Below are 25069 nucleotides of genomic sequence, written 5' to 3'. Positions count from 1 at the left end.
GCCGGCCCAAATCGCTTCGTCGCAGTGCTTCCAGCGGCGGTAACTACCACCGACCCGGGAAAACGTGGGGTTCGGGAAAAGGTCCCGATCCAGTTGGAGGCGGTCGGTGATGTCGTCGGAACGCTTCCGACGCTCGATCGCCACGCAACTCACGCCTTACGTCGGTCTCCTCGAGGACGACGACACCGACTGCCATCTCGGAATCTGTGACGAGACGGCCGTCTACTCGGTGCCGCATCCGAACTCGTTCGGTGCCGACCTTGCAAAGTGTCCGTTCCACCTCGCGCTGTTCAAAGCCGAGCATCCCGAGGTGTGGCGCAAGATCCGCAGCGCCGACATCCCGGATCCGAAGTTCTACACCGATAGCGGTGACCGGTTCGTCGATTTCGACGACGCCCCCGAGCAAGTCCGAGAGGAACAGTATCTGGTCGGCCTCGACGTGCTCGGCCTCGCTATCTACCACGGTGACCCCGACAACGACGGTCTCGTCACCTTCGAGGCCGTCGACCGCCGCCTCGAGACACGGGCGACGAAGGAGATTCGTCTCGGTCAGGTCGGCAAGTTCATCGACCACCTGCGGCTGAATCGCGGGTTCGTCCGTATGAACCCCGAGGTTCGCGAGACGATGTACCCGGAGGAACCGCGATGACCGTTGAAGCGGTCGAGGGAGGTGACCAGCGGTGAGTTCCGACTCCGACAACGTGCGTGACCTTGAAGCGGAACTCGACCGCCCGGAAGCAGGAGAACACGGCGTCCCCGTCGACGCCATGTGTACCTGCTGTAAGTGCGTCACGGTCAAGCGTGCGTCAATTGACGAGCCGGACCCTGACTTCGTCCCGTCGTTCCGGCACGTCTGCCGGCGCTGCAAGTGCGTCACATGGTGGAACGTCATCGCGGTTCTTCGCGGGCTGATCGACGCCGAAGAAGACGGTGATGAGCCGTGAGCCAGAACGAACACGTCGGCACAGCGTTCCACGAGGTCGACATGTTCCTCTGGTTCACCGAACACGGGCTCTCACCGTACTGGGCCATCGGAAACCTCTGTATCAACGCCTACGACGGCTACGGAGAGGTGTTCGCCGATCTTGGAGACGGTGACTGGCGAATCCGCCTCAATTACAACGCCGAGACGGGTATCGCTCCGCGCGACTCCGACCCAATCGGTAGCAATCGAGCCTACGAGTTCAAGGTTCACGCCGATGGTCCTGGAGAGCAGAAGGCCGACTTCGTCTTCTCGCCGCGATGGGACGACCAGAAGAAGCTCGACGGCGAGCAAATGCGCCGGCCGTGGTGCGGTGGCGAGGGCGTGCAAATCCACGTCCAGGGCTCGAACCTTACCTACGACGAGTACCTCTACGTCCTCCAGCGCTCGCTCCAGGAGCTTGCGACAAACGCAGGCACGGACTTCAACCGACGCTCCCGACGTTACGGGATGGAGTAACGCTACTTCAAGTCGACGGCAGGACGACTGGCGCACTTCAATCGCTCGTACTCGACCATCTCCTCTTGGAAGACGGAGACGCTGCTTGGGTTGACGTGAACGGACACGGGACGACAGAACATCTCTGCCGGCTCGTCCCGAACCTCCGGATACTCGAGCGAATCCACATCGCTCGCGGCTTCACACCTTGGCAACACTACTCGCTCCTTGACGCGCTCCCCGAGCTAATATCAGAGGAGACATCGCTCGTTGTCCTTCCAGAGTTCGGCCGGTTCTATCGGATGGACGATCTCCGACGTGGGGAAGGCAAGCGGATGCTTTCGGAGGTGGTCACACGACTTACGGAAATCCTCGACATCGTCGATCTTCCGATACTCGTCACGCTCTCGAACAGGGACGAGTTCAGCGAACCCGTCCTCGATGTCGTTTCGGAGACCCTCGATTGTGAGCTCACAAAGTATGGGCCGCGGTTCGCCGGAAATTCGTTCGAGACGCTCGTCTATCCCCTCGAGAATGGCATGGTCCAGACGACGATTTCGTTCTGGAACCACATCCTCGCCGCACGCCACCCGAGGGTGAACGCATCTACGACCACACCGGAGGTGATCGCCCTTGGGGCGAACTAATCCGACCTACCGCGATATGCTACGAGCGGCCGAGAATCGGTGGGAAGAATATCGACGGGCGCTCAGACGGCAGGATCAACCGCACTTCGATCGGTTGTTCGAGCACGCCCGAACCTACGCTGACGCCAGCGGCTACTTCAACCACCAATACGTCGAGATTCCGATTCTCGTCTCTATCGCGCTAGCACAGGAGAAACGGATTGCAGCGCTCGAAGAGAAACTCGACGCGGGAGAGGACACAGAGTGACCGCTCGCCTCTTGATTTGACTGTGAATGTGATAACTGACGCTCGTGCGCTCCGACCGGAGTATCTACCCCAGGAACTCTATCACCGAGAGGGGCAGATTACGCAGCTCTCCTCAGTACTTCGACCGATTACGCACGGCGATGTTGGAGAAGATGCGTTCATTTTTGGGCCGAGTGGAGTTGGCAAGACGACGACAGCGAAGTTCGTCCTCCGCCAGCTCGAACGCGAGGCTCTCGGTATTCGCTGGGGCTACGTCAACTGTATGAGTGACTCCTCGAAGTCCGCAGTTTTGCACGCTCTCGCTAGGCACGCAGGTCGGGCTGCGGACCTTCGTATCGAGGGTACTCCGGCGTCGATGTTCATCGACCGTCTGCGAGAACTCGACGGGCAGTTCGTCGCTGTCCTCGACGAGGTTGACGTCCTCGAAGATTTGACGACGTTACTCGCACTCAACGATCTTCCGAACGTGACGATGATTCTCATCACCGTCTACGAGGACGATCTCTTTGCTGATCTCGATTCTCGTGTCGAGAGTCGACTCCGAGGCGCTGGGAAGGTACGACTTGAGAAGTACAGCCACGACGAGATGGTCGACATCCTCCGTGGACGGATCAGCGCAGGCTTGGGGCCAAACACCGTCTCCGACGAAGCGGTCGACTACATCGCCGACACCGCTACGGGCGACGCTCGGTTCGGTATCGCGCTACTGCGCCGGTCGGCGCGGTGGGCTATCGAGATGCAGCGCAGTCAGATTACGACCGATGTCGTCGACGAGATTCGGGACGACGCTCGTGACGAGCTACATATGCGCCACGTCGACGCTCTAAGCACCCACCAGCGGATGCTTTACGAGATTATCAAAGATGCCGGTGAACTCGGCGCTGGAGAGCTTCGTGAACGGTACGAAGAGCGTTCAGGGAGTAATGCGAAGACTCCACGGATGCAGCGGAAGTATCTCAACGGACTCGCTCGTTACAAACTCATTCGGTCGAAGGGATCTGGGCGGTGGACCCAGTACGAGGTTCAGCGGCACTGAGTCCCTAGTATTCGGTTTATGCGGGCACCTCGCTTGGCTCGATCAGCCTGAACTCTGGCTTTTGGTCAACCTCTAGTTTCCCGTAGAGGTGTTGGTCCAAGCGCTTCAGAAGCGGTTTTCCCAATACGCTGAGGCCAATTCGGCTCGGGAAACCAACTCGACCTTCAGCAAGGTATCGGATTGACCACCCAGCATTCACGTTATTCACTGCCCACGAGGTGTGAGATTTGGGCTCGATTTTGAGGCCCTCCTGCGGAGAAAGGGTGATAGTGTACGTTTTGTACTTTGCTACGCCGCCTCCGGCTACCTTGAAGGTGATCACAGCATCAAAGCTGTAGCTTGGGCTCCCTTCTACGAAAAACGTGAATTTCGCATCCCTTTGGAGAGTGTAGAGATCTAAGATGGGGTGTACCTCGAAGTCGAGGAACATTCCTGATTTTTCTCTAGCCGTATGGATAAGAACTGTCTCCAGTGCAGATTCAGGGAGCGTGTCACCAACAACGACATCTAAATTAGATTCGCGGAGAGATGCCGGGATTTCCACTCCCTGACTTTCAAGTTCTGCAACGACTACTTTGACCGCCTCGCTTACGGTTTCTGAGGTTACAGACCGAGTTTCATCGGCTTTCGTAAATACGAAATCTTCTGGTTTTTCAATATCAACGAAGGTCCCTTCCTTCTTCGTAAGGGCTTCTGCGATGACTGCACCCTCAACTGGCGTTAAATTGCTATTTACTGACATTTAAGTTCGCCAAGAGCTATACGATGCAGAAGATGATATCTATTTTTCATTAATTTTAGCCAGTGAGCGAATTCGGACAGTTATGGCTACAAGCTTAACCTTCATAGAACTAAAACTGTGCTGGCTGCCATATTCCGTTTCACACAACGGACAGTAGATGACAGATAGAGTCATTTCATTGATATAGTTGTCGACCACCGCAGCGGTAAATCAGAACGAGAGGAAGAGTCATTGAGAGAAAGGTACTGAAGTGTCTCTTTTGCACGGCGCTGGGCGAGTGTTGTTAGTGTTCGTCCTCAAATTAGCCATACCGATCACGACTGGATAACACAGAATTTTTAAAGAGCCCCAGAATCGTTGAGAAATTGCCAGAAAAGGGCCACAGCAATTAGTGATAAACCTAATACAAGTAAGGTTTGGCAATATATTAGTCTCTTTTTCATATTATTATTATATTTGGTATTGAATTTACTCCATTTCATCTTGCCCTCTAATAACCTCGCCTCGATTTCTGGGATTTCGTTACCGCTATTGAGAGCCCTTCGAGTGGTTTCCCAATCTAATCCTCCAGCGCGGCTTTTCTTCTCAAATGGCCATCCAATTCGCAATTTATAGTGATAGTCTGCAAAAGTCACAAAGGAATACGCGATAGAGCCAAGTATAGACAGAAGCCCAGCCACCAACATCACTGGATGCTCAAACGCTGACAGAAGTGTTCCTCCGCCTCCCCCCGATCGAAGGTCTGCCCAGAGTGTTAATCCCGCAAATGTAATACCAAGAATCACTGCGTTTTGTTCAGTAAGTCGCAATGCAGCATCTTCCATTTGTACTCGCCGTTCAAGCGAAAGTCTGAAAATGTCGTTTGCTTCCTCGGATAGGAGTTGTTGTACCTTATCTGAGGGTTTTTCTCGTAGTAAAACTCGAGTATCATCCGTTATTTTCTGTGGAGTGAGGCTCCAAGCAATATCGCCCAGTTCTAAAGGAGAAGCCGAATCAACTTGCCTAACAGTTACTTCTATTTGTTCATTAGTCGACCCCTCTAGACGTGTCCCAGCTGATGATTCGTCACCATCGCTTCGTACCAAATCACCAGTTGTTACCACCCTGTGTCTAAATAGCCTCTTCAACTGTTCCTCTGTCTCCTCATTCCTTCCCTCTGTAGATTTGTTAAAGACAACTAAGTCAGCATCCTTTGGTTGACGTTTCTCAACTGTAATGACATCTCTATTTTTGGCCTTCAAGTTTTTTTCAACAAGTGAGCCCAGGCATATTTCATCTTCACTAATATCAGCATCAGCTCTTTGAGCTTCAGCAGAGGTATAGTCACGACCTTTTACTACGAGCCGGTTACCAATCTGGATATCACTTTTTTCCATAAAAGAGGAATTCAGTCCCACTGCATGGGGAGACAGATTATCCATGTTCGTCTTCACCACCAATTCATGTTTGTCATTTGCCATACAATACTCAATGTGAAATATAGATATAATTCTTAGTTTTCCTTTCTATAGAACACTGTCTTACGATTTTATATTATGCTCCCATAATGTCACAATATAAGTACGATTTGTAGAATTTTGCATTGGTTCTATCCCATCCAACCCACCCGCAACATCGCCTACCTCCAATCACATGGACCCTCACCAGAAGACGATCTGCCAACGACCCCACTGAGTCGCCATCAAGAGGCCGGGCTCCGATTCTTCGTCGTCAGAGGTGGACCCGCGAAGCGATTCAACGGTGTAGTGACGCGCATTGCCTACCTCGAAGACCACGACTGCGAGAAAGTGACCCAGAGGTTCCTCGACGAGAATTCACAGTTAGTTGAATCGAAGAATCGCCGTGCGCTCACGCAGGTTATTGGCCAGATGGGTCGCTCGTGGTCGAAATTAGCGAGTGATGTGCTCAGTGACTATTACGAGACGGTTGAGCGGCGCGGACTGCATCTCGACAAACTAACACTCGAGTGACAACAATGTCGACAAAATTCACGGCCAAGATTATGCACTGTAGAGGGACTGAGAGTAGCGAATACCGAATCGGTTGCAGGCCTGCTGGTCGAAGATAATCCGGGAGGTATCCGCCTCACACAGGAGGCATTTAACGAATGCAAAACCAATTGCCAAATCCACGTTACGCGGGATGGGGAGGAAGCCACGGACTTCCTGTATCAACGGGGCGCGTACGCCGACGCCACCGCCCCGACCTCATCCTGCTCGATCTGGATCTCCCGAACAAGGATGGTGGCGAACTCCTCACAGAGATTGCAGAGGACCCTGACGTGCGACGGATTCCCGTAATCATCCTCTCGAGTTCGGCCAGCGAAGAGGACATCAGCAACGCCTACGCCCACTGCGCAAACGCGTATCTCATCAAACCCGTCGATCCGATCGAGTTCGTTTCACTGGCGAGAACGGTCGAGGAGTTTTGGTTCTCCCTCGCAGAACTCCCATCTACACACTGAACAGTGTGATTGCTATGGAAGAGGACATATCCACATCCTCCCGCTGCTGACGGGCGAGGCTTTCACCTCGAATTTTCCGTGATCAACCCGTTACTTCTCGGTATCCTTCTCCCAGTGCACTCGCTGTTTGGGTGTTAGATATGACATCCTACTTAGCGGCCGTTTCGCCACAAATTTTCCGGAATAAACGAGGGAGTCTTGCTGACTACATCCTCTGTATCTCGTACGCTGATCCTGACAAGGGAGTGGTAGATTTCAGCTGTTGTGCTGAATGCAGCGCGCGTGTCGGTTACTGGCTCGCCACTCAATGTGAGCTAACCAAGTCGGTAGGTACAGGTAGTACAGTTATTGAGGTAGGACTCTGTCTCTCTGGATGTTCTCAGGACTGGCCTGCTGAATATCTAAACAAGGCACAGAGGATGCATCCAGCACATCGTCGCTGTTATTTCGATGAAATTTTCCTTTATTCAATGTAGAAGTCATAGACTAAAAACTGAAACCGATGGCAGAGGAAATGATACTTGTCTAACTGTATTGGGCACGTAGAGAACTTATCCCGGTTAGAGGGGTACAATTGACATGGACGAGACATCCGACCAACTCGATACGGAAGATGAGAAGATTGCGGCCGAGGCCGGCGCTAATCCGGAGGAGTTCCTTTCGCTCCTCCCGCACTTTTATCGAGGTAGTGTGACTCAGGCGGTAAACGCACAAGATCGTCTCGACCGAACAACCGACTGGGCAATCACCTTGATCGCCGCCTTACTCTCGGTAGTGTTTGCAAGCGAGGCTATGCCGGCGTACCTCCTACTGATTGGACTGATACTGCTGGGTATGTTCCTCTATTTTGAAGTCCGACGCTATCGGTTCTACGACGTCTGGCGGTCTCAAGTCCGGTTCGTTGAGGAGAACATCTTCGCAAACGCCTTCAATCCTGCAGGCGTCGAATATCATCCAAATTGGAGAGAAAAAATTAGCGACGATCTCCGTCAACCGACATTCAAGGTCTCATACTTCAATGCTCTGTCTCGTCGGGTCCGTCGGGTGTACGCGTTACTGTTTGTTGTCGTCGGGCTCGCCTGGGCCTCTAAGGTCACTCTCTTTAGCCCCGAAGTACAGTGGACTGAGGCCGCAGAGCTCCCGGGGATCCCTGGCCTGGTCGTCGCAACAGTGCTGGCTTTGTTCTATATCGGAGTCTTTTTGATTGCGTTCTGGCCGGGTAAACGTGAGGCGAAAGGAGAAATCCACGGCGTTGACCCCGGCGATTGGAAGGAGACAGACGATGAACGTCATTGATCCGTTCCAATTGCAAATACCATAGAGGATGGTGGGCGTGTGATTTCCTCATTACTGTAATTATACGACATGTGATGAGTACTGTATCGGGAGTTCAGCTTTCGGCAGTGCTGGCGAACAACCAGATGCACTCCGAATATCTCCAATAGAATGATATCTGACTCTGTGCTGAGAACCTACTCAATAAGGCTCAGTATTTAACACACCATTCCAAACATCACTATGTCATGATAGAATTATCGGCGGTCAGTACGCACGCGCTACTTAGCGGCTAGTTCAGCGTCGGGAAGACGAAAGAAACGAGGTCTCCGTGATGGATACATCCTCTGTATGCAGTATTCGAAATCTGACAGGATTTGGAGGGGCCGAGAGTAGCTGTGCTGAATAGAGTGCGTTTCTCAATCAGGATCTGTGTCAGTCGGCAACCGCACGATTGAGAGCCAAAACCGCTCTAACTCTAGTATCATGTCGATAAATTCGTTGGGATCAACCGGCTTCGTAAGGTACCCGTTCGCACACAGTTTGTAGGACTTGACGATGTCCATTTCGGCTTCCGAACTCGTGAGGACGATAACCGGAATGAACCGGAGGTCAGGGTCCTCGTGAAGTTCTCCGAGTACCTCGTCCCCGTTCTTTCGGGGGAGGTTGAGATCTAACAGCACGAGGTCGGGCCGAGGTGCGTCGGCGTAGTCGTTTCGTTGAAAGAGGAAATCGAGGGCGTCGACCCCGTCTTTGACGACGTGGAGTGTATTCGCGATCTGCCCGTCGTTTAATGCCTCTTTCGTAAGACGGACGTCGCCAGGATTATCCTCGACGAGGAGGATGTCGACCGGCTTGGAACTTCTATGCTCACTTGTCATCTAATCACGTGATGGACGTTGACAAATTGTTCGGTGGGCTGGCAGACTGCAACTCTCTGTGGACCTCAATCGCGTCGAACACCTTCTCAAACTCACTAATCGCCGTTCTTTGAATTGAACAGTCAGTACATTCCAGTTTGTGGCACGACATCACAACGTTATCTCTCCGAATCTGCGTTCTCGTCGACGGAGACTATGCCATCGCTAGTGACGGTCACCTCATAGTCGTTGTAAGTAAACTGGATCTGAAGGGAAGAGTTGCTACGTTCAGTTGTTTCGACAAGCGTGTCTAGAGCCTCTGGATCAATAGTCTCATAGAGCGGATCGAGTTCCGCCTGATCGGTTTCTTCGAGAGCAGCAATCCTCTCAACGACCGCCTGGCTTGGTGTGACAGTTTCCAGTTTTGTATTCGTGTCGTGGGTTATGCTCATTGGTTGAATATATAGAGAGGCATCGTCTTCCGATAAATATTCGAGGAGGCTTATCTTTTCGAACCTATAGAACGTAACATATGAGGCTTTTGAGGGAGAAATTTATCCGGTTCTTGCGCAAAGAACCCGAAACACGAATGATTCTGAACCGTGTCGTCGGTGCCCTAGAAGTCGTCGAGCGTCAGGATGTCTCCGTTGTCGGCGAGCGTTTCGCGGACCTCGTCGTAGTTCTTCGGTCGGCGGCCAACGATTCGCTCGAACTGGTTCCGATGCTGTCGCACCTGAGTTGGTCCCGAGAGCGGGTTCTCGTCGAGAGCCTGGTCGCAGATGCTGCAGCGCTTCGTCATTTGTCATCCTCCGGGAGAAGGCGGTTACAACGTTTTACAAGCGCTTTCCGCATCCTAGAGTCGCATTCGAATTCCTTGACGAGGACCGCTCGAAGCGACTCTTTGTTCGTACGCGCAAACCGACCGGCGAACGAGAAAGTAAAGTTAAATCAGGATTCGAGCCTGAGACATCAATCCAAGAATAGGATTCACACGACTTTAGGCGCGAGAGGAGGTCAAGTGAGTTCTTGTTCGCAGACGTTACTCGGGGGTCATACTGACGTTCCGGAAGTGCTCACGAACTCCGTATGCGAGCGGTCCACCGAATAGGAGCGCTCCGCCCCCGACGACGGTATACCCAAGTGTCGAGAGCTGCTTCGTCGGGCCTGCACCGACAACGACTACGCCGCGCATTCCCTGCTCACCGTACTCCGTGCACTCGTAGGTACTCAGCCCGTGACCGTCAAACTCGACAGCGAAATAGTGGCCCGACCTAGCGATTTGTTCGCTATGATATCCGAGCTCTGGGTCCACGACATCGTAACGCAGGTCACCGACCCACTCCCAGACGACGGTCGTCCCGGGGTCAACGCGCATTGCGGGCGGGTCGAAAGCAAACTGGCCTCCATTTCCCTGTGCCCCGACTTTGACGATAACCTCTGACTCACCGCGTCGGTCAACTAACCTGCGGTAGTTGTCGGTTCCCGACAGCCACCCGTCATACGTTTCGGTAGGTTTGGATGCGGTTTCGGTCGCTTCGGCCGTTTCGCTTCCACCGAGTGTAGCGGTCACATCACCGACGACGAGCGCTCCCTTCATCCCCATCGACTCGTGGGGCGCACACGCGTAGCGGACAACACCCTCAGTATCGAGTGTCGTCTCGAAGGTTTCCCCGCTTGAATCATAGTACTCGGACTCGAACGAGCCATCTTTCGCGACGACGTTGTGCGTTCCGCCGTCGCCGGTCCACGTCCAGATGACGGTCGTACCCCGGTCAATGTAAACTGCGACAGGATCGAAGGCGAATGCACCGCCGTTACCCGCTGCCCCGACCGTAATGTCGACCGATGACTGTCCACGAGCGTCTACGATTTCGGCAACCCCGTCGGTGTTGACAAACCACGACGAGAGGTCGGTCTCGTCGGGTTGCGCCGCTGTTGGTGACGCAACGAGCCCTGCACCGAGAGTTACGCCAGCCGTCGCTGCGAGGAACCGTCGGCGTGTCGTGTTATTCATTGCAATCACCCCTCGTATCCCGCATACTCCATCAATCCCCGGAAGATGTCAGTGTCCATCGCTTCCTTGTAGACGATGGCATTGAGCATGCCACCAGGGTACGACGACCCATTGCGGACGTGATCGACTTTGTGACAGTGCATCAGATAGATGCCGGGGTCGGCGTCGGCTTCGAACTCAACGGTGTAGCGCTCGGCGGGTGCGATGTTCAAGACATCCTGTTCGAACTGGAGTGCCTCGGGCATCGGACTGCCGTCTTTTTCGACGACGCGGAAGCGGTGGTTGTGCGTGTGCAACGGGTGGCTCATGAACCCGGCGTTGACCCAGTGGATGCGGACCGTATCGCCCGACTCGACGATGAGGGGTGAACCGGTTTCAGGGTGGAACGTCGCGGGTGCGGATTTTCCGTTGAGCGTGAACGCGTCCGCCTTGCGGTTGGTCAGGTCGTAGCTGACGTTCTCGCCGCCGTGTTGACGCGAGAGGCGAGTATCCCACTCCTTGGCCGTCATGAAGTACTCTTTGTCAGCTTCTTCGTACCCCTCGGGATCGACGCGGAGGATACCGTACATCCCCATATCCATGTGCATCGGCGTCTGGTAGTGACAGTGGTACAGGTGGGTCCCGGGGACGTTTGCAGGGATCGTGTAGGTGTGACTCTCACCGGGATTCACGGTGATACCGGTCGTCGTCGGAACCCCGTCGTTCTCCCACGTCTTGCGAACTCCGTGGAAGTGCAGCGTGTGCGGAACCTGCATCTCCGTGTTGTCGAGCGTGATTTTCAGGTCGTGGCCTTCCGTCGTCCGGAGGATGGGACCGGGAACGCTCGGGGTTCCGTCGTCGGCCTGAAACGCCCAGACGACTGGAAGGGTGACTGGGCCGCCCATCGATTCGCCGGGGTGGATTGCGTGACGGGCCATTACCGAGCGAATAGTAACCTCGTGGTTCCGTTCGTCGAGGTTGACGACCTCAGGACGACCCGTCGGTGGGAGATTCGAGACGGCCGCAGTGACTCCGTCCCCGGTCGAGTCGACGACTGAGGCCGAGGGAGACGACAGTGTCGTGCAACCGGCCGTCGCGAACAGGCCGGTCGAACCGGTCGCAGCGAGGAACTGTCGGCGGGAGATACCCCGTCCGGGTGCGCCTATTTCGGACATACAAGTAGTCGTTGGCGACTCGGTAAGATAATGAGAGAGTCTGATTCCCAACTCGTGGGAATCGGCTACGAGGACGGCCGTGGCGGCCAGTATCGTCACCGACTCCTATTCGGGGATAGACGATGGTTTATCGGGCGAGCGGTTTCAAATCAGCAGTCAGTTTTCACACGAATTTGTTTCGACCGAATCTCAAATCGCATCGGTAGTCGGTTTTTATAAAATCAGCCCATGGCGTCGATAGACGTCGTATCCGACGTCCGAAAGATGATCGAGCTACGGCCAGAGCCTTGGAATCACCGTACTTGATGGGATCGAATTAGCGGGTTCTGGGACTGTGTTGGGCGCTTGTAGTCGTTTGGCCTCGCAGTCGCACAGGCCAACGAGCATGGCAACCGGCGATCGACGGCGCTTGCCTTCGTCGGCGCACTCGCAAACCTTGCGCTCGCCGGGATGGTGTTCGTCCCGTTCGACTCCCGTCCTTGGGGACTCATCCTCATCTTCACAGTCGGCGGGGCGATACTCGCTGCTCTTCTCGGACTTCCGCTCACCGTACTCGCGGCTCGTCGATGGGCGAACACCCATCCAGATGGCGAGGAGACAGGACAAGCCCCGTAACGAGGGGAAGCTAGCGTCAACGAGGCTCGAGTCTTCGCTGCAGGAATCGACAGTGACACGCCGCACATCGCACTCCCGGCATCGGTCGAAGCATAGGGCGAAACAGCAACAAACCGTACACAGCTGCCTTCTTACATTTCAAGGCGGCGGTGTCGCCCAAACGACACCACGCTACCGTCGAACGAACCGGCGGTCGAGGGCAATGACTGCGACCCCGAGCCCAGCGATGCCAGCACCGAGCCCGAGGATGTAGAGGCGCTGGCCGGTCGCGGGTTCGGTCGTCCGGACGCAGTCGGGCGTCGGACTCGGTACGGTGGTGTTCGCCGAGGACGACGAGGTGCACTCGACGGAGGTGATCTGCGGGGAGACAACGAGACCTTGCACAACGAGCAAGAGGCCGACGAGTAGACAACCAGCGGCGACAGTGTAGCGAAGCGTCATTGGGTGTTGGAGGGCTTTGCGTCAGCGGAGGTTGATCTGAACCTGCTTTTTAGGACCCGGCCGAGGGCGACGGTGACGACCGAGAACAGGTAGTAGGTGGCCAGCAAGCCAACGTCCCACAAGAAGGGTGACTCACCGACGATGCCTTCGAGAGCATAGACGACAGCTTCGAGGCCAAAGCCACCGTCATAGAATGCTATATTCACCAGATATGAGGGAATGAACAGCAGGACGAGCCCTGGGATCGAGTAGATGTCGACGACTTCGGGGAGGAACCACGCTAGCGAGAGGAACGTGAACAGACCGAGCGTCTCCACGCCGACGAGGACTGATCCGGGGTCGGAGATCGACCCTCCGCCGTCGCCGTCGGCAAGGTAGTCATCCAACGTCCGGAGGTCCGTTGGGCTGACGACAAATCCGCGCACGTCGTTTGTATCGGAGTCGCCCCCACTGACGGTGTTGTCAAACTGGAGCGACCGGTACTGGTCTGGCCCCATGTGGAACCCCGGGACGTATCCACCGACGGTGAGGCCAAGTTTCGCCAGCGGCATTGGAATCGGGAGAACCCGGAGCGATTTCCCCTCGGCGGCGTATATCCGGCGAGCCACGTCTGCAAGGGTCAATACATCGGGCCCGCCGAGTTCGTAGGTCTCGCCCCCGCGGTCCTCGTCGTCGACACAGTCGGCGAGCATCGGGGCTAGGTCGCCGATCCAGATGGGCTGGAATTGGGTGCTCCCGCCGCCGGGAAGACCGGTGACGTACGGCGTCGTTAGCAGGCGGGTGAAGCCGACAAACTCCCCACCATCGCCGAAGACAACGGAGGGGCGAACAATGACCCAGTCGAGGGCCGAGTCGCGGATGACCGTTTCGGCCCGACCCTTCGCCCGAATGTAATGGGTTTCACCGTCGGCATCGGCGCCGAGGGCGCTCATCTGGACAAACCGAGAGACACCGACGGTCTCGGCGGCGTTGACGAGGGCTTCGGTTCCCTCAAGGTGGACCATCTCATGCATTTCGTTCCCGCCGGGAGGAGTGAACAGCGGCGAGGGTGAGACAAGGTTGACAACGACGTCATGGTCAGCGATGGCCATTCGGATCGCGTCAGCGTCGGCGCTCGTCAGGTCGAGGGCGATGCGGTCGACTCCTGTGGGTAGGTTCGCATCCTCAGGCGAGCGCGCGAGGACAGACACATCGTAACCGCGGGCGGTCAGTTCCTGGACGAGAGCGGTACCGACGAAGCCGGTGCCGCCGGCGACGAGGACCTTCATGTTCGGAGAAACGTGCTGTCGAGTCTTTACGTCACCTCTGAGCAGACGTGACAGGGGCTGTCACCTCCAGCGAACGGGCCGCCATCGGTATCGAAAACCGCCAACTACGAACCGAGGCCAAAGGGGAGGCCGCGTGACAGTTCAACCTTTACTGAGCGCTCACGATAGCGCTCGAAGAGGTCTCCGGCCCATACGAGAAGGTCGGGGTCATCCGAAGCAAGGCAGGCTTCCAGATGCCCCTCCTCGTCATAGGCCGCGAGCAACATGTTGTCCTCGCCAACGGTCAGACCGAACGGAACCGAGTCGGAGTGGACATACAGGTCAAGGACGCCGACGCGGAGGACGGCCTCAAACTCCATGGGATTGAGTTCGCGGGCCTTCGTAGCTGTCGCCTCCGAGAGCACGAGGTCGGTGTGGACCCCTCGCATCGCTAGCGAGGCGTGGGCTTCGTGGAAAATACGTGAGAGTACGGGCGAACACATCCGGACGGTGTCGCCCTCGAATCGCTTGAGACGGTCGACGTAAGCGTGGACCGGTGCCTGCGGATTCTCCGGCGAGGCGACGACGAGGTCGGCGTCCCCGAGCATCGAGAGTGGCGGGGCGTGGTCGGCGTCGAGGTGGCGAAGTAGTGGGGCAAAGCGGTCGAGGCACTCCAGTCGGTCAAGGTAGTCAGCGTGGGTCGTCGCGGCGAGGTCTCCAGCGGTGGTGAGGCGGTAGCCGCCGTCGCCGCGTTCGACCCAACCACGCTCGGCGAAGGCGGCGAGGTTGCGCTGGACGCTTCTACGCGCGCAGTTGAGGTCGTCAGCGAGGGTCGCGGGGCCGGCGACCCCCTCACGGAGCCGGGTGAGGAGGGCGAGCCGGTCCGGAGAGTCGGCGAGGAACCGGGCGGCATCCTGCATAAACAGAAGGTCACAATCGGTCGTGAAAAGTCTAACCTGCACGAATTCAACGTCTGTTGGGCACACACCCAACACAATTATCGTGTTGGGCGCTTCGGGAGCTCTGTTGGTCACCGCTCTGTTGCTCCGGGATGACACCCGCGACCGGGCTGAAACACCGACTACGCGAACACGACGGGACGATTACACCCCATAGTTTTGTGTCACGACTTAGTGGTGGGTGCTATGGACCGCCCGGAAACGACGGATTTGTTGTGACGGCGACGGCGGTATTTCTCCTCTGGGCGGCACCGATTGTACTACTTACGCCACCTGAGGTGCACAACGTCGTCTACCTCGCTCCGGGCGTACTATTGGGGTTCTTCCTCGGTTTCCAAGTGGCCTTCAGGGCCAGGTTATCCTTGCTAAAACGGGTTTAGCTATCGAATATACGTCGGATTCAACGTGCAAGAAATAGGGCATGTATCTTGCACGCCAAATTGCTTTGACACCGACGTTACTGAGAAATAATTTCTGTGTGACCTCCTCCCCGTCGTTTACGACGGGATTCTCTCCTCGAAGAAAGATAGAAGTGCATGCGAGTCTCGCTCGCAGTCATTAGGTGGGACACTGATTTGGAAAATAACCGGTCTCAGGAGAACTGTGCCCGGAGTATCCGGGATTCGGCTTTCCGCAGGTGTTCAGCAATGGTACTTGGTGCACAGTCCAGTTTCGCGGCAATGTCCTCCTGACTGGCGGTTCGAGGGATGTCGTAGTAGCCCAGTTCCACTGCTGTTTCGACAACTCTGCGCTGACGGTTGGTGAGGTGTGCCTCGATAGCGGTCGTCGTACCAGCAAGACCGCCCACCGCTTCGATAGTCACGTCAACTGGGACGGAGACGCCTTCGATTGCATCCTGTACCTCGTCGTCAGTACCGAACATCGAGAACACCACCGTCCCATCGGATTCGTATTCGATGGGAGGGACGACGATAATGCCGCCGGAGGAGATCGGGCTGAACATCTCCTGGAGCGAATCGGTCGTCGCGTCCCGGACGTACACATAGCAAGACCGCTCGTCGATGCGTTCCATGTCGTAGCCGACGACCTCTGGGATCTCTTGCATCGCTCTTTCGAGTGCATCGGCGTCGCCTACGACGTAATGGAGGATGCCCAGCGCATCACCGGTATAGTTCCACTGTATGGCCGTCGCTCGTTCAACGAACGATGCCTCGGTCATCACGCCGTACATCGGGTGGATATCACCCGCCCGTCCACGGGCCGTGATGCGCACCCGGACGTGTTTCATGGGCGATTATATGTGATAGAGAACTTAAACCCGCCGAGCACACTCGGCAATAATCACTCGTGTCGATGCAACAAATCATCCCATATGATTCGAACGCTGGTGACCGGCGCAACAGGTACGCTCGGGACGGCACTCCGACCGCGGCTCACAGCTGGGGGCCACGCTGTCCGGGCGACGAGCCGCTCGCCTCCTAAAGAAACCAAGGGGAACCTCGACTGGGTTGAACTTGACTTGATCGAGGGCACGAGGATCAGGTCGGCGCTCGAAAACATCGATGTCGTCATCCACACGGCGACGGCCCCGCAGGGCGATACAGCAGCAGTTGACGTGCAGGGGACGAAACGACTTCTCAAAGCGGCCGAAGCGGCCGATGTGGAGCATTTCCTTTATCCCTCCATCGTCGGTATCGACGATATTCCCTTCTCCTACTACGAACACAAGGCTGTCGCCGAGAAGGCAGTCGAGGAAAGCAATATACCTGCAACTATTGTCCGTGCGACGCAGTTCTACTCATTCATCGCGGAACTGCTGGATTCTGTGGCGAAACTTCCGGTATGGCCCCTTCCGACGAACGTGCAAATCCAGCCGGTCGATGTCGACACGGTTGCGGACGTCATTGTGGATCACGCGACGCTGACAGCGAGCGGTCGGACCGACCCCGTTGGTGGTCCCGAAATCCACTCAGTAGGCGAACTCGCACAGACGTACCGCGCTGCACGTGGCCTACGACGTCCTATCATCAGGTTCCCCATCCCCGGTAAAACTATGACAGCGTTTCGAACTGGCCAAGCGACCTGTCCCGATCACAGGGTCGGGAGAGTTACTTGGGAGGAGTGGTTCGCGGAACGATACGCAAGCGAAGTAGACGAAACCTCTTCTCGTGTACAATCGCCAACGTGACCGCCAATGGAACGTCAGAAGCGTATTCTCGCCGCGGTGGCAGCCACCTACTGCTAACAGCTTTCCATGGGTTGGTTCACGTAGTCATCCCGGTCATCCCGAATGAATGACAATGGATTTCGCTACAGTCTCAGTATATCCTCTTCCTGTAGCAGGCACGGGCCTCATAGTGAGTGGTCATCAACGAGGTCTCCAATTCGTAAACCGCCTCGGGGTCAAGCCCCCGAGGCACTCGCCTTGGTTCTTCTGTAGAGATACGCCAAGTTATCTAGTGGCCGAGTGTATCAGCTGCTATGAACTCAACTCACAGGTTTACTGCCGCCGCACTCTTCGTCGTCATTTCTGGTGCGTTGAGCGTCATCGCAGCCCCAGAGCTCCCAGCGCAGCTCGTGATCCACTGGAACGCAGCTGGGCAGCCAGATGGAACAATGGCTAAAACCCCGGCTCTGGCCCTCATCCCCGTTCTCTCAGCTGCGCTCCTGGTACTCTTTGCTGTCATTCCTCGTATCGGCCCCCTCAGAGAGAACATCACGTCGTTTCGCCCCGTCTACGACTGGTTCGTCGTCGTCTTCACGGCGTTCATGGCGACTCTTCACGGCGGGATTCTCGCGTTCAACCTCGGCTACGAGTTCGACTTCACGCTGTTCGTTCTGGCTGCTGTCGCCCTCCTCTTCTATTATGCCGGCATCCTACTGAGCCGCGCGAAACGTAACTGGTTCATCGGCATCCGGACACCCTGGACGCTCAGTAGTGACGAAGTCTGGGACCAGACGCATGAACTCGGGAGTCGGCTTTTCAAACTCACTGCTGTAATCGCGTTGATCGGTCTCCTGTTCGGTGAGTACGCTGTGTACTTCCTCATCATCCCAGCGCTTCTGACCGCCGGAGTCACGCTGGTGTACTCATACTATCTCTACGAGCAGATCGAGTCACAATCGGGCTCGGGCTCGGAATCCAATCTCTAAAGATAACAGCGAGAGTTCCACGGGTCACCTGACCCGTGGTCGTTTACCAGTATCGGTAAGAGCGACGGCGTCTGGAATCGAGTACGGAAGAACAACGGCGACCTACAGTATCGGTTGAGGAGTTGGCAGGAAACCATCCACAGTATGGCCTCTCTCGGTGAAATTTCACTCTTTGTATTATTCCTCCACGGCAACTTCATTTCGATGAGAACCGTACAGATGGGCAGATTCCCACGGTTCAGACCAACGATATCGATACCTACTACGAACAGCGAGGAAACGGCTCACCCATCGTCTTCATCCATGGCGCACTTTTCGAGCATACTGCAGCAGACCTGCAGTTAGAGGCGTTTAGCGACGCATACACCCCCGAATGTGTGTATCATCGGGTACAATGGGAGTCATCCCAGTTTCTCGCCGACAGGGTCTTCCCAGAGGAGGATGGCCCCTGACCCCACAGCGAGCACAATGCCACCTATGGCAAGTGCAAAGAGCGGCGAGACTACGTCAGAGACAACCCCACTTCCGAGTTGGAACGGAACGACCGCCAGCCCACTGACCATCGCCATTGCACTCAGCACAGTGGCGCGGCCGAGCGTCTCAATGCGGTCGTTGATGTACTGTCCGGCGAACGAGCGGGTAACGTCCGAGATCCCTCGTATCAGCAGGAACGTTGGGAGGGCTAGTAGCGGAACAAAATACATCCCGACCAACGCACCGCCGACGGCAAATGGCAGGACAAGAAACCATGTTCGCAGCCCGATGGTCTGCTTGATAGCTCCAGTGTAGTAGCTGAGCATTGCGCCTACGATACTGTATGCCGCATAAAACCACCCCAGCAGGCTTTCGACCTGTGACTGATCGACTCCAATGTCGAGAACCACAGTCTCAAAAATCGGCTGGAGGAAGACGAACACGAGGTACGTGATACCGGCGTACAGGACGTAGTAGTACAACAAAAATGCCCGCAGTTGGCGGCGAGTGAGGACATCACGGACGATACCAATCGTTCGGCGGAGACTCAGGACCTCCGAGTTGGTCTGCTTGTACGTTTCTGGTTCATCGAAAGTGAGCAGTACTACAATCCCGGTGCTCGTCACGCCCGCAGCGACGAACCATGGATACGAGAGGTTGATGCTTCCGAGATACCCACCGAGTACGGCTGCACCGGCTCCTACTGCCAGCGCAACCGACTCACCGCGCCCTCTCACATGAGCGAACTCGTCTTCCGAGAGGTCGTCAGTGAGCGTGTCGTAGAGCCACGCGTCTTCACTGCCTGAGCGGAAGTTATAACCCATCGACCAGCAGACGTAGAGGCCTGTCAGTGGGAGAAACGAGTTCGAGAGGCCGATACCGAGAAGCGTCAGCGCGATGAGCGATGTCCCGATGAGGAGGCTGTTGCGTCGTCCGACTCGGTCACCAATATACCCAGTCGGAATCTCTCCGAACAGCGTCGTCAGGTTGTATAGCGCCTCCAGAATCGCAATTTGGGTAAATGAAAGTCCTTGTGCCAGAAAGAAGATGTACATAATGGGCCGGTAGAACTCGACTGCTTTCGTCGCCTTGTAGAGATAGTACTTCAGAATACTCCCAGAGAGCGCCCACCGAGCCTCATTACTTGGGCGGCCTGCCATGCGTGTGCTGGCCAACGGAGAGCTAACAAGTATGTTCTGTTATTACCGATTCACGAAAGAGCGCATACGTCGAATTCGTCATCACAGCACATGACGACTACTGAGTGACTGATTCGCGCTCTGTTTTCAGCACGTTCGTCGGAACATACTCAGCCCATGTCAGATGTGGCGTGCTGAATACAGAGCATCTATCCATCAAGGAACATTCATTGTTTTCTACCTTTTTCGCTTGTGCCAATTAATTGCTACAGATTCGACAGATTACCAATAGGTTCATTTCAACGGCGGAGCCATCGGCCCAATAATTCACCGAGTTCTCGATGAACTAATACTGTCGTCTTTTCTTCGAGGACAACGTCCTGCCCATATGAGTCTGTACGGGGAATTTTTCGTCCCTTCTGAGACGTTCGCCCTCAACTACACGTTGGAACAGCTCCCAGAGACCACCATCGAAACAGAGCGTGTTGTTGCCACTGGCGAGGTGCTTACACCGTATTTCTGGGTATCCAGTGACAACCTCAACCAATTTGAAACCGTGAGCGAGAGCGATCCATCCATCCAAAATCTCAGTCGCTTAGACGAGTTCGAGCAAGCCACTCTGTATCGAGCTGAGTGGACCGAACACATTGACGCCATCGTGTTCGCGTATCTCCAGGTCGGAGCGACGATTCTCGAAGCTACTGGCAAGCATCACGAGTGGAAACTCTGTATGCGCTTCGACGACCACGAGAAACTCGACCAGTTTCAAGAGTACTGTGACGACCAAGACGTTTCATTCAAACTCACACAACTCCATGAACTCACGCAGTCCAAATCAGGAAGCCAGTTTGGCTTAACCCCAAAACAGCACGACGCGCTGGTAACTGCATGGGAAATGGAGTACTTTACCTCCGCAGACGTGTCCCTTTCGGAGGTCGCCACCGAGCTCGACATTACGCCCCAATCACTCTCGGAGTTACTACACCGAGGGTATCAGTCGCTGATTGCTAACACACTCGTCGTCACGCCGCCTAGAGATTAGGAAGAAGAGGAGGCTATATAACGCATCGACGATCCTACGAATTATATAATATCCTTCTATATCAGGAGAGTTGCTCAAACGCGTTGCGCCCGCACTGTGTTAGATAATGAGTGATGATCTGGGTGATTTCAATACGGCACTCAAGTTATGTTGTAACCAGCACCGACGTATCATCCTCGCCGAACTCATCAATCAACAGCGAACGTTAACACTGAACGACTTGACAAAAGCGATCATTGATCACAACCACCACCTCCCCATCACAGACGTATCTGACGAAAAACTGGAAGAGGTCTATCTGCGGGTGTATCACGTCCACGTTCCGAAATTGATGGATGAGGGGGTCGTTAATTACGATCACGAGCGTCAACTGGTGAACCCGACACCACAACTTGACCAGTTACAACCGGACATAGTGAGGATCATTGAGATAGATCCCGAGTTGGAGATCTCTGTTGCCGAGTGAGGATTCGGTCGCGCTTCGTTCCTAATCAATATGCTGTCGGTCTGATTGACCAATGGTTATACTGCATTTGCGCGCTGTATTCAGCCCGATCTCTTCAAACTATCAACGCTTGATATATCGAGGATTTTCACCATTTTAGTGCTCTGAAATTATAGATACTGAAATCCATTACTGCCTGCTCACCCTCTCGCAGTCGTCCCGAGATGGACCAACCGACGATCTGACATGGCAGGCGGTATCGTGTATATCGCCAACTGACGAGGTCATCTAAGGTGTGTATTTGAACGATATGTTCAAATATTCATATAGCGACGGAGACTACTAGGTCGGTGGCTGAGCGAACGACTCAGCGCCGCGATCATCAACTCATGCCAACGTTTACAGACGAAAAGCGAGCGCAGGTTCGCGAGTCGCTCCGAGAGGCCGGCCGTGAACTGTTTGTTCGCTACGGGGTGCGGAAGACGACAATTTCGGAACTCACAGAGTCGGCGGGGATCGGTACCGGGACGTTCTACCAATTCTACGACTCGAAGGAGGCTCTTTACGTCGACATTCTTGAGCAGTATAACGAGGCGCTGATCCCTCGACTCCTGCGTGAGTCTGTCCAGAAGTACGACGACCCAGAGATAGCCATCGCGGCGCTGCTCAATGCAACGCTTGACGAGTTCGAGTCGAACCCGCTGCTTCAGCGGGTTCTCGCCGAAAACGAAGTCGATCATCTCCGTAACAGCGTTCCGGATGAGAAACTTCAGGAGAAGCGTACTCACTCAATGGAGTTCTTCCTCCCGTACATCGAGGACTGGTACGACGAAGGGAAGGTCGTTGGTCCAGATCCTGAGACCGTTGCGGAGACGATTCGAACGGTCAGCCGCATCGCCCTCAAGAAGGAGCAGATTGGCGAGCAAAGGTATCCAAAGGTTCGAGACACGCTCGTCGCCGCCGTCGCGGCGGGACTGACCCGTGAGGCCGAGTCCTCAGAGGCTTCTGATGAGTAACACTGGAGATCCGAACTCCCTCGAAGTCGGCGGTCCATACGTCGTCTCGTTAAACGATCCAGCAGCGACAGACCGTGCGCTTGTCGGCGGGAAAGGGGCGAACCTGGCTCGACTCGTTGGGGCAGGACTGCCGGTACCCGACGGATTCTGTGTGACCACTGTTGCGTATTGGGAACTCGTCGACGACGAGTCAGTTGACGAACTGCTCGACGACCTCTCGGACCTTGACCCAGCGGCCATCGATAGGGTCGCCGACGTGGGGTCGTTTCTTCGCGCTCGCATCGCCGATCTCGACGTGCCGACACCGGTCCGGGAGGCTATCGAGGGCGCTCTTGCCGACAGAGAGACCGAAGACGGGTCCGAGACAGCGTATGCAGTACGTTCTTCGGCGACGGCTGAAGACCTTCCAGACGCCTCCTTCGCCGGCCAACAGGAGACGTTTCTCAATGTCCGAGGCATTGAGGAGATCGTCGACAGCGTTCGGGCCTGCATGGCGAGTCTGTTCACAGACCGTGCCATCTCTTACCGCGCGAAGAACGGGATTCCGCACGATGACGTCGCGCTCTCGGTCGTCGTCCAGCGGATGGTCACCCCGACTGTATCTGGGATTCTGTTCACTGCCGACCCTACGAGCGGCAATCGTCGCGTCACCGCTATCGAGGCCGGCATCGGCCTCGGTGAGGCGTTCGTCTCGGGTGAGGCTGCTGCCGATGCCGTTCGGTTCGACACCCGAACCGGTGAGATTATTGATTACGAGACGGGCGACCAGCGAACGGCGGTTCGTCCGCGTTCCGAGGGAGGTGTCGAGACGGTCGAGCTTTCAACCACCGAGCGATCGGTTCGCGTCCTCACGGACGAACAAGTGCGAACGCTAGTCGAGATCGGTGTCGAGATTGAGGCGTTGTTCGGACACCCCCAGGACGTAGAGTGGTGTCTCGAAGACGGCGCGATCCAGATCGTTCAGTCACGGCCGATTACGTCGCTATTTCCCGTACCCACACCAGAACCGACGGACGACAGACTCCACGTCTACTACAGCCTAGGGCACGCACAAGCGTTCGCCGAGGCGCTCCCTCCGCTGGTACGAGACGTCTGGATGTCCTACACCGAGACGACGTTTGAGGCGTTCGGGTTTGGCGATCGCGGACCATGGGCGGTCGAGGCGGGCGGGCGGGTGTACATGGACGCGACGAACCTCTTGCGGACCGGGGTCCTCCGTAACCTGGTCCCAAAGCAACTTGCGGCCACGAGTGAACCGATGGGGGCCGCGATGGAGACCATCCTCGAGCGGCGCAGCGAGGAGTTCCGTCCCGACCGGTCGGTCGCCGAGACGCTGGCGGCGACACCCGCGCTCGCCCGCGGGACATGGCGGGGACTGACGACCAGTCGGCCACTCCTGTCGGCGATGACGGACGGATTACTCGGCGCGTTTGTCGGGGTGCCGACGCCGTCACGCGAGGAAGCAAAGTGGACAGCGTGGGGTCGGGACATCGCATCGCAGGTTCGCGAACAGGAGACGCCAGCCGAGCGGGTCCGTACAGTCTTCGATTTACTGGACGTCGCTATCGACTTCCCGCCTGCTGGCCCACTGCTCGCGGCACTCACTGCCGGCGAGGTCTTAGAAGGAATGTTCCCGGACGCCCCCGAGAACGTCAACGCCGTCGGACGGGGATTCCCGAAAGAAGTGGTGACTCGAATCAATCTCGGACTCGGAGATCTCGCGGACATAGCCCGCGACAATCCGTCGGTCGCGGCCGCGCTCCGTGAGGGAGCGTCGCTTGACGCAATTGAGTCGCTCGAAGGCGGTGAAGATTTCCGCGCTGAACTCAACCGATTCCTCGACGAGTTCGGGCATCGCGCAACTGGCGAGATTGACGTGAGCCGTCCTCGGTGGCGGGAAGACCCCTCAGTGTTACTCGCGACGATTCGCGCAAATCTCGACCACAGTGAGACAGGCGAACACCGAAAACACGTCGAACAGATGGAACAGGAGGCACTCACGGCGGCTGAACGGCTGGATCAGCGGGCCGGCCGCGGTTTCTTCGGCCCGCTGCGGCGACGACTAACTCGGCGACTGATTCGGACCTACCGCGGCTACATTCAGACCCGCGAGTACCCGAAGCAGGGGGCCGCGCACATGTTCGCGGCGTGGCGTGATGCGTTTCGCGATGCGGGTGATGTGCTCGTCGCCGAAGGGTACCTCAACGACCCTACGGATGTCTGGTTCCTCCGCATCAACGAACTGCTCGCTGCACTCGACGGCAAGTCGATAGACGTCGACGTCGCCGCCCGCCGAGCCGAGTTCGAGCGTCACAAGTTGATGGACGCTCCCCCTGTGCTAACGAGCGAAGGCGAGGCACCTACAGGGAATAGTGACCGCGAAGACGTCCCTGAAGGTGCGCTTGTCGGCACAGGCGTTTCGGGTGGTGTCGTTGAGGGCGTCGCACGAGTCATCCGTGATCCCACAGAGGAAACCATCGAGAAGGGCGAAATTCTGGTCGCACCGTCGTCAGACCCCGGTTGGACGCCGCTGTTTCTGAATGCAGCAGGCATGGTCGTTGAGGTCGGCGGTCGAATGAGCCACGGCGCACTCGTCGCTCGAGAGTACGGGATCCCGGCTGTCGTTTCGGTGCCCAAAGCGACACACATCATTGAAACTGGCCAACGAATTCGGATTGATGGGACACGTGGTCTCGTCCAAGTACTCGATGAGTGAAC

General features: G+C 56.2%; 24 protein-coding genes and 3 pseudogenes. 15 read left to right on the top strand and 12 right to left on the bottom strand.

Annotated elements, in window-relative coordinates; all coding sequences use genetic code 11:
• Nucleotides 1–109 precede the first annotated feature (109 nt).
• The 6 genes from LAQ58_RS17375 (at nucleotide 110) to LAQ58_RS17350 (ending at nucleotide 3350) form a co-directional block, all read left to right on the top strand.
• Complete coding sequence (locus LAQ58_RS17375) at nucleotides 110–649, top strand: hypothetical protein (protein ID WP_224450521.1); 540 nt, start codon at nucleotides 110–112, stop codon at nucleotides 647–649.
• A 31-nt stretch (nucleotides 650–680) separates the two neighbouring features.
• Complete coding sequence (locus tag LAQ58_RS17370) at nucleotides 681–944, top strand: hypothetical protein (RefSeq protein WP_224450520.1); 264 nt, start codon at nucleotides 681–683, stop codon at nucleotides 942–944.
• Nucleotides 941–1441, top strand: a complete 501-nt coding sequence (locus LAQ58_RS17365) for a DUF7845 domain-containing protein (protein ID WP_224450519.1) — start codon at nucleotides 941–943, stop codon at nucleotides 1439–1441. Before LAQ58_RS17370 ends, LAQ58_RS17365 begins: the two co-directional genes overlap by 4 nt.
• A 65-nt stretch (nucleotides 1442–1506) precedes the next feature.
• A complete protein-coding gene (locus LAQ58_RS17360) occupies nucleotides 1507–2067 on the top strand; it encodes a P-loop NTPase family protein (RefSeq protein WP_224450518.1) in 561 nt (186 codons plus the stop codon).
• Nucleotides 2054–2314 carry a DUF8156 family protein gene (locus LAQ58_RS17355; protein WP_224450517.1) on the top strand — a complete coding sequence of 87 codons (261 nt, stop codon included), beginning with the start codon at nucleotides 2054–2056 and terminating at the stop codon, nucleotides 2312–2314. Before LAQ58_RS17360 ends, LAQ58_RS17355 begins: the two co-directional genes overlap by 14 nt.
• Before the next feature lie 22 nt (nucleotides 2315–2336).
• Entirely contained in the window at nucleotides 2337–3350 is a 1014-nt protein-coding gene (locus LAQ58_RS17350; RefSeq protein ID WP_317988552.1) for a Cdc6/Cdc18 family protein, read from the top strand.
• 16 nt (nucleotides 3351–3366) lie between these two features.
• On the opposite strand, the gene LAQ58_RS17345 is transcribed toward LAQ58_RS17350, so the two are convergent.
• Together LAQ58_RS17345 and LAQ58_RS17340 are read right to left on the bottom strand one after the other, a co-directional pair.
• The gene (locus LAQ58_RS17345; protein WP_224450515.1) at nucleotides 3367–4092 is read right to left on the bottom strand and encodes a hypothetical protein; all 726 of its coding nucleotides are present in this window, start codon (nucleotides 4090–4092) and stop codon (nucleotides 3367–3369) included.
• A gap of 338 nt (nucleotides 4093–4430) precedes the next feature.
• Nucleotides 4431–5552: a hypothetical protein gene (locus tag LAQ58_RS17340; protein ID WP_224450514.1), complete on the bottom strand. Its 1122-nt coding sequence runs from the start codon at nucleotides 5550–5552 to the stop codon at nucleotides 4431–4433.
• Between the two features lie 558 nt (nucleotides 5553–6110).
• Between LAQ58_RS17340 and LAQ58_RS17335 the strand changes: the two are divergent.
• Nucleotides 6111–6556 (top strand): annotated as a pseudogene (locus LAQ58_RS17335) (response regulator).
• 579 nt (nucleotides 6557–7135) lie between these two features.
• Nucleotides 7136–7852: a DUF2270 domain-containing protein gene (locus tag LAQ58_RS17330; protein WP_224450512.1), complete on the top strand. Its 717-nt coding sequence runs from the start codon at nucleotides 7136–7138 to the stop codon at nucleotides 7850–7852.
• 398 nt (nucleotides 7853–8250) lie between these two features.
• Here LAQ58_RS17330 and LAQ58_RS17325 read toward each other — a convergent pair whose 3' ends face one another.
• From LAQ58_RS17325 to LAQ58_RS17305, 5 genes are all read right to left on the bottom strand, one after another.
• Nucleotides 8251–8712 carry a response regulator gene (locus LAQ58_RS17325; RefSeq protein ID WP_224450511.1) on the bottom strand — a complete coding sequence of 154 codons (462 nt, stop codon included), beginning with the start codon at nucleotides 8710–8712 and terminating at the stop codon, nucleotides 8251–8253.
• 158 nt (nucleotides 8713–8870) lie between these two features.
• Complete coding sequence (ddfA, locus tag LAQ58_RS17320) at nucleotides 8871–9143, bottom strand: DdfA family disk-determining factor (RefSeq protein ID WP_224450510.1); 273 nt, start codon at nucleotides 9141–9143, stop codon at nucleotides 8871–8873.
• Between the two features lie 164 nt (nucleotides 9144–9307).
• Nucleotides 9308–9490 (bottom strand): hypothetical protein, encoded by a 183-nt coding sequence (locus LAQ58_RS17315; protein ID WP_224450509.1) that lies wholly within the window; start codon nucleotides 9488–9490, stop codon nucleotides 9308–9310.
• A gap of 240 nt (nucleotides 9491–9730) precedes the next feature.
• Complete coding sequence (locus LAQ58_RS17310) at nucleotides 9731–10705, bottom strand: halocyanin domain-containing protein (RefSeq protein ID WP_224450508.1); 975 nt, start codon at nucleotides 10703–10705, stop codon at nucleotides 9731–9733.
• 5 nt (nucleotides 10706–10710) lie between these two features.
• On the bottom strand, nucleotides 10711–11859 hold the full coding sequence (locus LAQ58_RS17305) for a multicopper oxidase domain-containing protein (protein WP_224450507.1): 1149 nt from the start codon (nucleotides 11857–11859) through the stop codon (nucleotides 10711–10713).
• Nucleotides 11860–12480: 621 nt separating this feature from the next.
• On the opposite strand from LAQ58_RS17305, the pseudogene LAQ58_RS19260 reads away from it, so the two are divergent.
• Nucleotides 12481–12647: pseudogene (locus tag LAQ58_RS19260) on the top strand (DUF8025 family protein); the annotation flags it as partial.
• Here the strand turns inward: LAQ58_RS19260 and LAQ58_RS17295 are convergent.
• From LAQ58_RS17295 to LAQ58_RS17280, 4 genes and pseudogenes are all read right to left on the bottom strand, one after another.
• On the bottom strand, nucleotides 12646–12915 hold the full coding sequence (locus tag LAQ58_RS17295; RefSeq protein WP_224450506.1) for a hypothetical protein: 270 nt from the start codon (nucleotides 12913–12915) through the stop codon (nucleotides 12646–12648). The pseudogene LAQ58_RS19260 and the gene LAQ58_RS17295 sit on opposite strands and share 2 nt — an antisense overlap.
• Nucleotides 12916–13286: 371 nt before the next feature.
• Nucleotides 13287–14183 (bottom strand): annotated as a pseudogene (locus LAQ58_RS17290) (complex I NDUFA9 subunit family protein); the annotation flags it as partial.
• 104 nt (nucleotides 14184–14287) lie between these two features.
• Nucleotides 14288–15082: a helix-turn-helix transcriptional regulator gene (locus LAQ58_RS17285; protein ID WP_224450505.1), complete on the bottom strand. Its 795-nt coding sequence runs from the start codon at nucleotides 15080–15082 to the stop codon at nucleotides 14288–14290.
• Between the two features lie 631 nt (nucleotides 15083–15713).
• A complete protein-coding gene (locus tag LAQ58_RS17280; protein WP_224450504.1) occupies nucleotides 15714–16370 on the bottom strand; it encodes a helix-turn-helix domain-containing protein in 657 nt (218 codons plus the stop codon).
• Nucleotides 16371–16454: 84 nt separating this feature from the next.
• On the opposite strand from LAQ58_RS17280, the gene LAQ58_RS17275 reads away from it, so the two are divergent.
• A complete protein-coding gene (locus LAQ58_RS17275; RefSeq protein WP_224450503.1) occupies nucleotides 16455–17270 on the top strand; it encodes an SDR family oxidoreductase in 816 nt (271 codons plus the stop codon).
• 293 nt (nucleotides 17271–17563) lie between these two features.
• Complete coding sequence (locus tag LAQ58_RS17270) at nucleotides 17564–18235, top strand: SdpI family protein (RefSeq protein WP_224450502.1); 672 nt, start codon at nucleotides 17564–17566, stop codon at nucleotides 18233–18235.
• A 401-nt stretch (nucleotides 18236–18636) separates the two neighbouring features.
• Here LAQ58_RS17270 and LAQ58_RS17265 read toward each other — a convergent pair whose 3' ends face one another.
• Nucleotides 18637–19869: an MFS transporter gene (locus tag LAQ58_RS17265; protein ID WP_224450501.1), complete on the bottom strand. Its 1233-nt coding sequence runs from the start codon at nucleotides 19867–19869 to the stop codon at nucleotides 18637–18639.
• A gap of 367 nt (nucleotides 19870–20236) precedes the next feature.
• Here LAQ58_RS17265 and LAQ58_RS17260 point away from each other — a divergent pair, with 367 nt between their 5' ends.
• From LAQ58_RS17260 to LAQ58_RS17245, 4 genes are all read left to right on the top strand, one after another.
• Nucleotides 20237–20890, top strand: coding sequence for a helix-turn-helix domain-containing protein (locus LAQ58_RS17260; protein WP_224450500.1), 654 nt, complete (start codon nucleotides 20237–20239; stop codon nucleotides 20888–20890).
• A 106-nt stretch (nucleotides 20891–20996) separates the two neighbouring features.
• Nucleotides 20997–21356, top strand: coding sequence for a DUF7344 domain-containing protein (locus LAQ58_RS17255; protein ID WP_224450499.1), 360 nt, complete (start codon nucleotides 20997–20999; stop codon nucleotides 21354–21356).
• 329 nt (nucleotides 21357–21685) lie between these two features.
• A complete protein-coding gene (locus LAQ58_RS17250) occupies nucleotides 21686–22351 on the top strand; it encodes a TetR/AcrR family transcriptional regulator (RefSeq protein ID WP_224450498.1) in 666 nt (221 codons plus the stop codon).
• Nucleotides 22344–25067, top strand: coding sequence for a PEP/pyruvate-binding domain-containing protein (locus LAQ58_RS17245; RefSeq protein WP_224450497.1), 2724 nt, complete (start codon nucleotides 22344–22346; stop codon nucleotides 25065–25067). The genes LAQ58_RS17250 and LAQ58_RS17245 overlap by 8 nt, the downstream gene beginning before the upstream one ends.
• Nucleotides 25068–25069 lie beyond the last annotated feature (2 nt).

This window comes from Haloprofundus salilacus (genome assembly GCF_020150815.1).
GTDB lineage: Archaea > Halobacteriota > Halobacteria > Halobacteriales > Haloferacaceae > Haloprofundus > Haloprofundus salilacus.
Note: the sequence above shows the minus strand (reverse complement) of the source record. Positions and strands in the feature narration are given on the sequence as shown.

Coding starts and splice junctions, on each gene's coding strand:
- LAQ58_RS17245 (WP_224450497.1), top strand. CDS start 22,344: ATGAGTAACACTGGAGATCCGAACTCCCTCGAAGTCGGCGGTCCATAC.
- LAQ58_RS17280 (WP_224450504.1), bottom strand. CDS start 16,370: ATGAAACACGTCCGGGTGCGCATCACGGCCCGTGGACGGGCGGGTGAT.
- LAQ58_RS17255 (WP_224450499.1), top strand. CDS start 20,997: ATGAGTGATGATCTGGGTGATTTCAATACGGCACTCAAGTTATGTTGT.
- LAQ58_RS17315 (WP_224450509.1), bottom strand. CDS start 9,490: ATGACGAAGCGCTGCAGCATCTGCGACCAGGCTCTCGACGAGAACCCG.
- LAQ58_RS17375 (WP_224450521.1), top strand. CDS start 110: ATGTCGTCGGAACGCTTCCGACGCTCGATCGCCACGCAACTCACGCCT.
- LAQ58_RS17260 (WP_224450500.1), top strand. CDS start 20,237: ATGAGTCTGTACGGGGAATTTTTCGTCCCTTCTGAGACGTTCGCCCTC.
- LAQ58_RS17275 (WP_224450503.1), top strand. CDS start 16,455: ATGATTCGAACGCTGGTGACCGGCGCAACAGGTACGCTCGGGACGGCA.
- LAQ58_RS17285 (WP_224450505.1), bottom strand. CDS start 15,082: ATGCAGGATGCCGCCCGGTTCCTCGCCGACTCTCCGGACCGGCTCGCC.
- LAQ58_RS17265 (WP_224450501.1), bottom strand. CDS start 19,869: ATGGCAGGCCGCCCAAGTAATGAGGCTCGGTGGGCGCTCTCTGGGAGT.
- LAQ58_RS17310 (WP_224450508.1), bottom strand. CDS start 10,705: ATGAATAACACGACACGCCGACGGTTCCTCGCAGCGACGGCTGGCGTA.
- LAQ58_RS17295 (WP_224450506.1), bottom strand. CDS start 12,915: ATGACGCTTCGCTACACTGTCGCCGCTGGTTGTCTACTCGTCGGCCTC.
- ddfA (WP_224450510.1), bottom strand. CDS start 9,143: ATGAGCATAACCCACGACACGAATACAAAACTGGAAACTGTCACACCA.
- LAQ58_RS17270 (WP_224450502.1), top strand. CDS start 17,564: ATGAACTCAACTCACAGGTTTACTGCCGCCGCACTCTTCGTCGTCATT.
- LAQ58_RS17345 (WP_224450515.1), bottom strand. CDS start 4,092: ATGTCAGTAAATAGCAATTTAACGCCAGTTGAGGGTGCAGTCATCGCA.
- LAQ58_RS17325 (WP_224450511.1), bottom strand. CDS start 8,712: ATGACAAGTGAGCATAGAAGTTCCAAGCCGGTCGACATCCTCCTCGTC.
- LAQ58_RS17340 (WP_224450514.1), bottom strand. CDS start 5,552: ATGGCAAATGACAAACATGAATTGGTGGTGAAGACGAACATGGATAAT.
- LAQ58_RS17305 (WP_224450507.1), bottom strand. CDS start 11,859: ATGTCCGAAATAGGCGCACCCGGACGGGGTATCTCCCGCCGACAGTTC.
- LAQ58_RS17330 (WP_224450512.1), top strand. CDS start 7,136: ATGGACGAGACATCCGACCAACTCGATACGGAAGATGAGAAGATTGCG.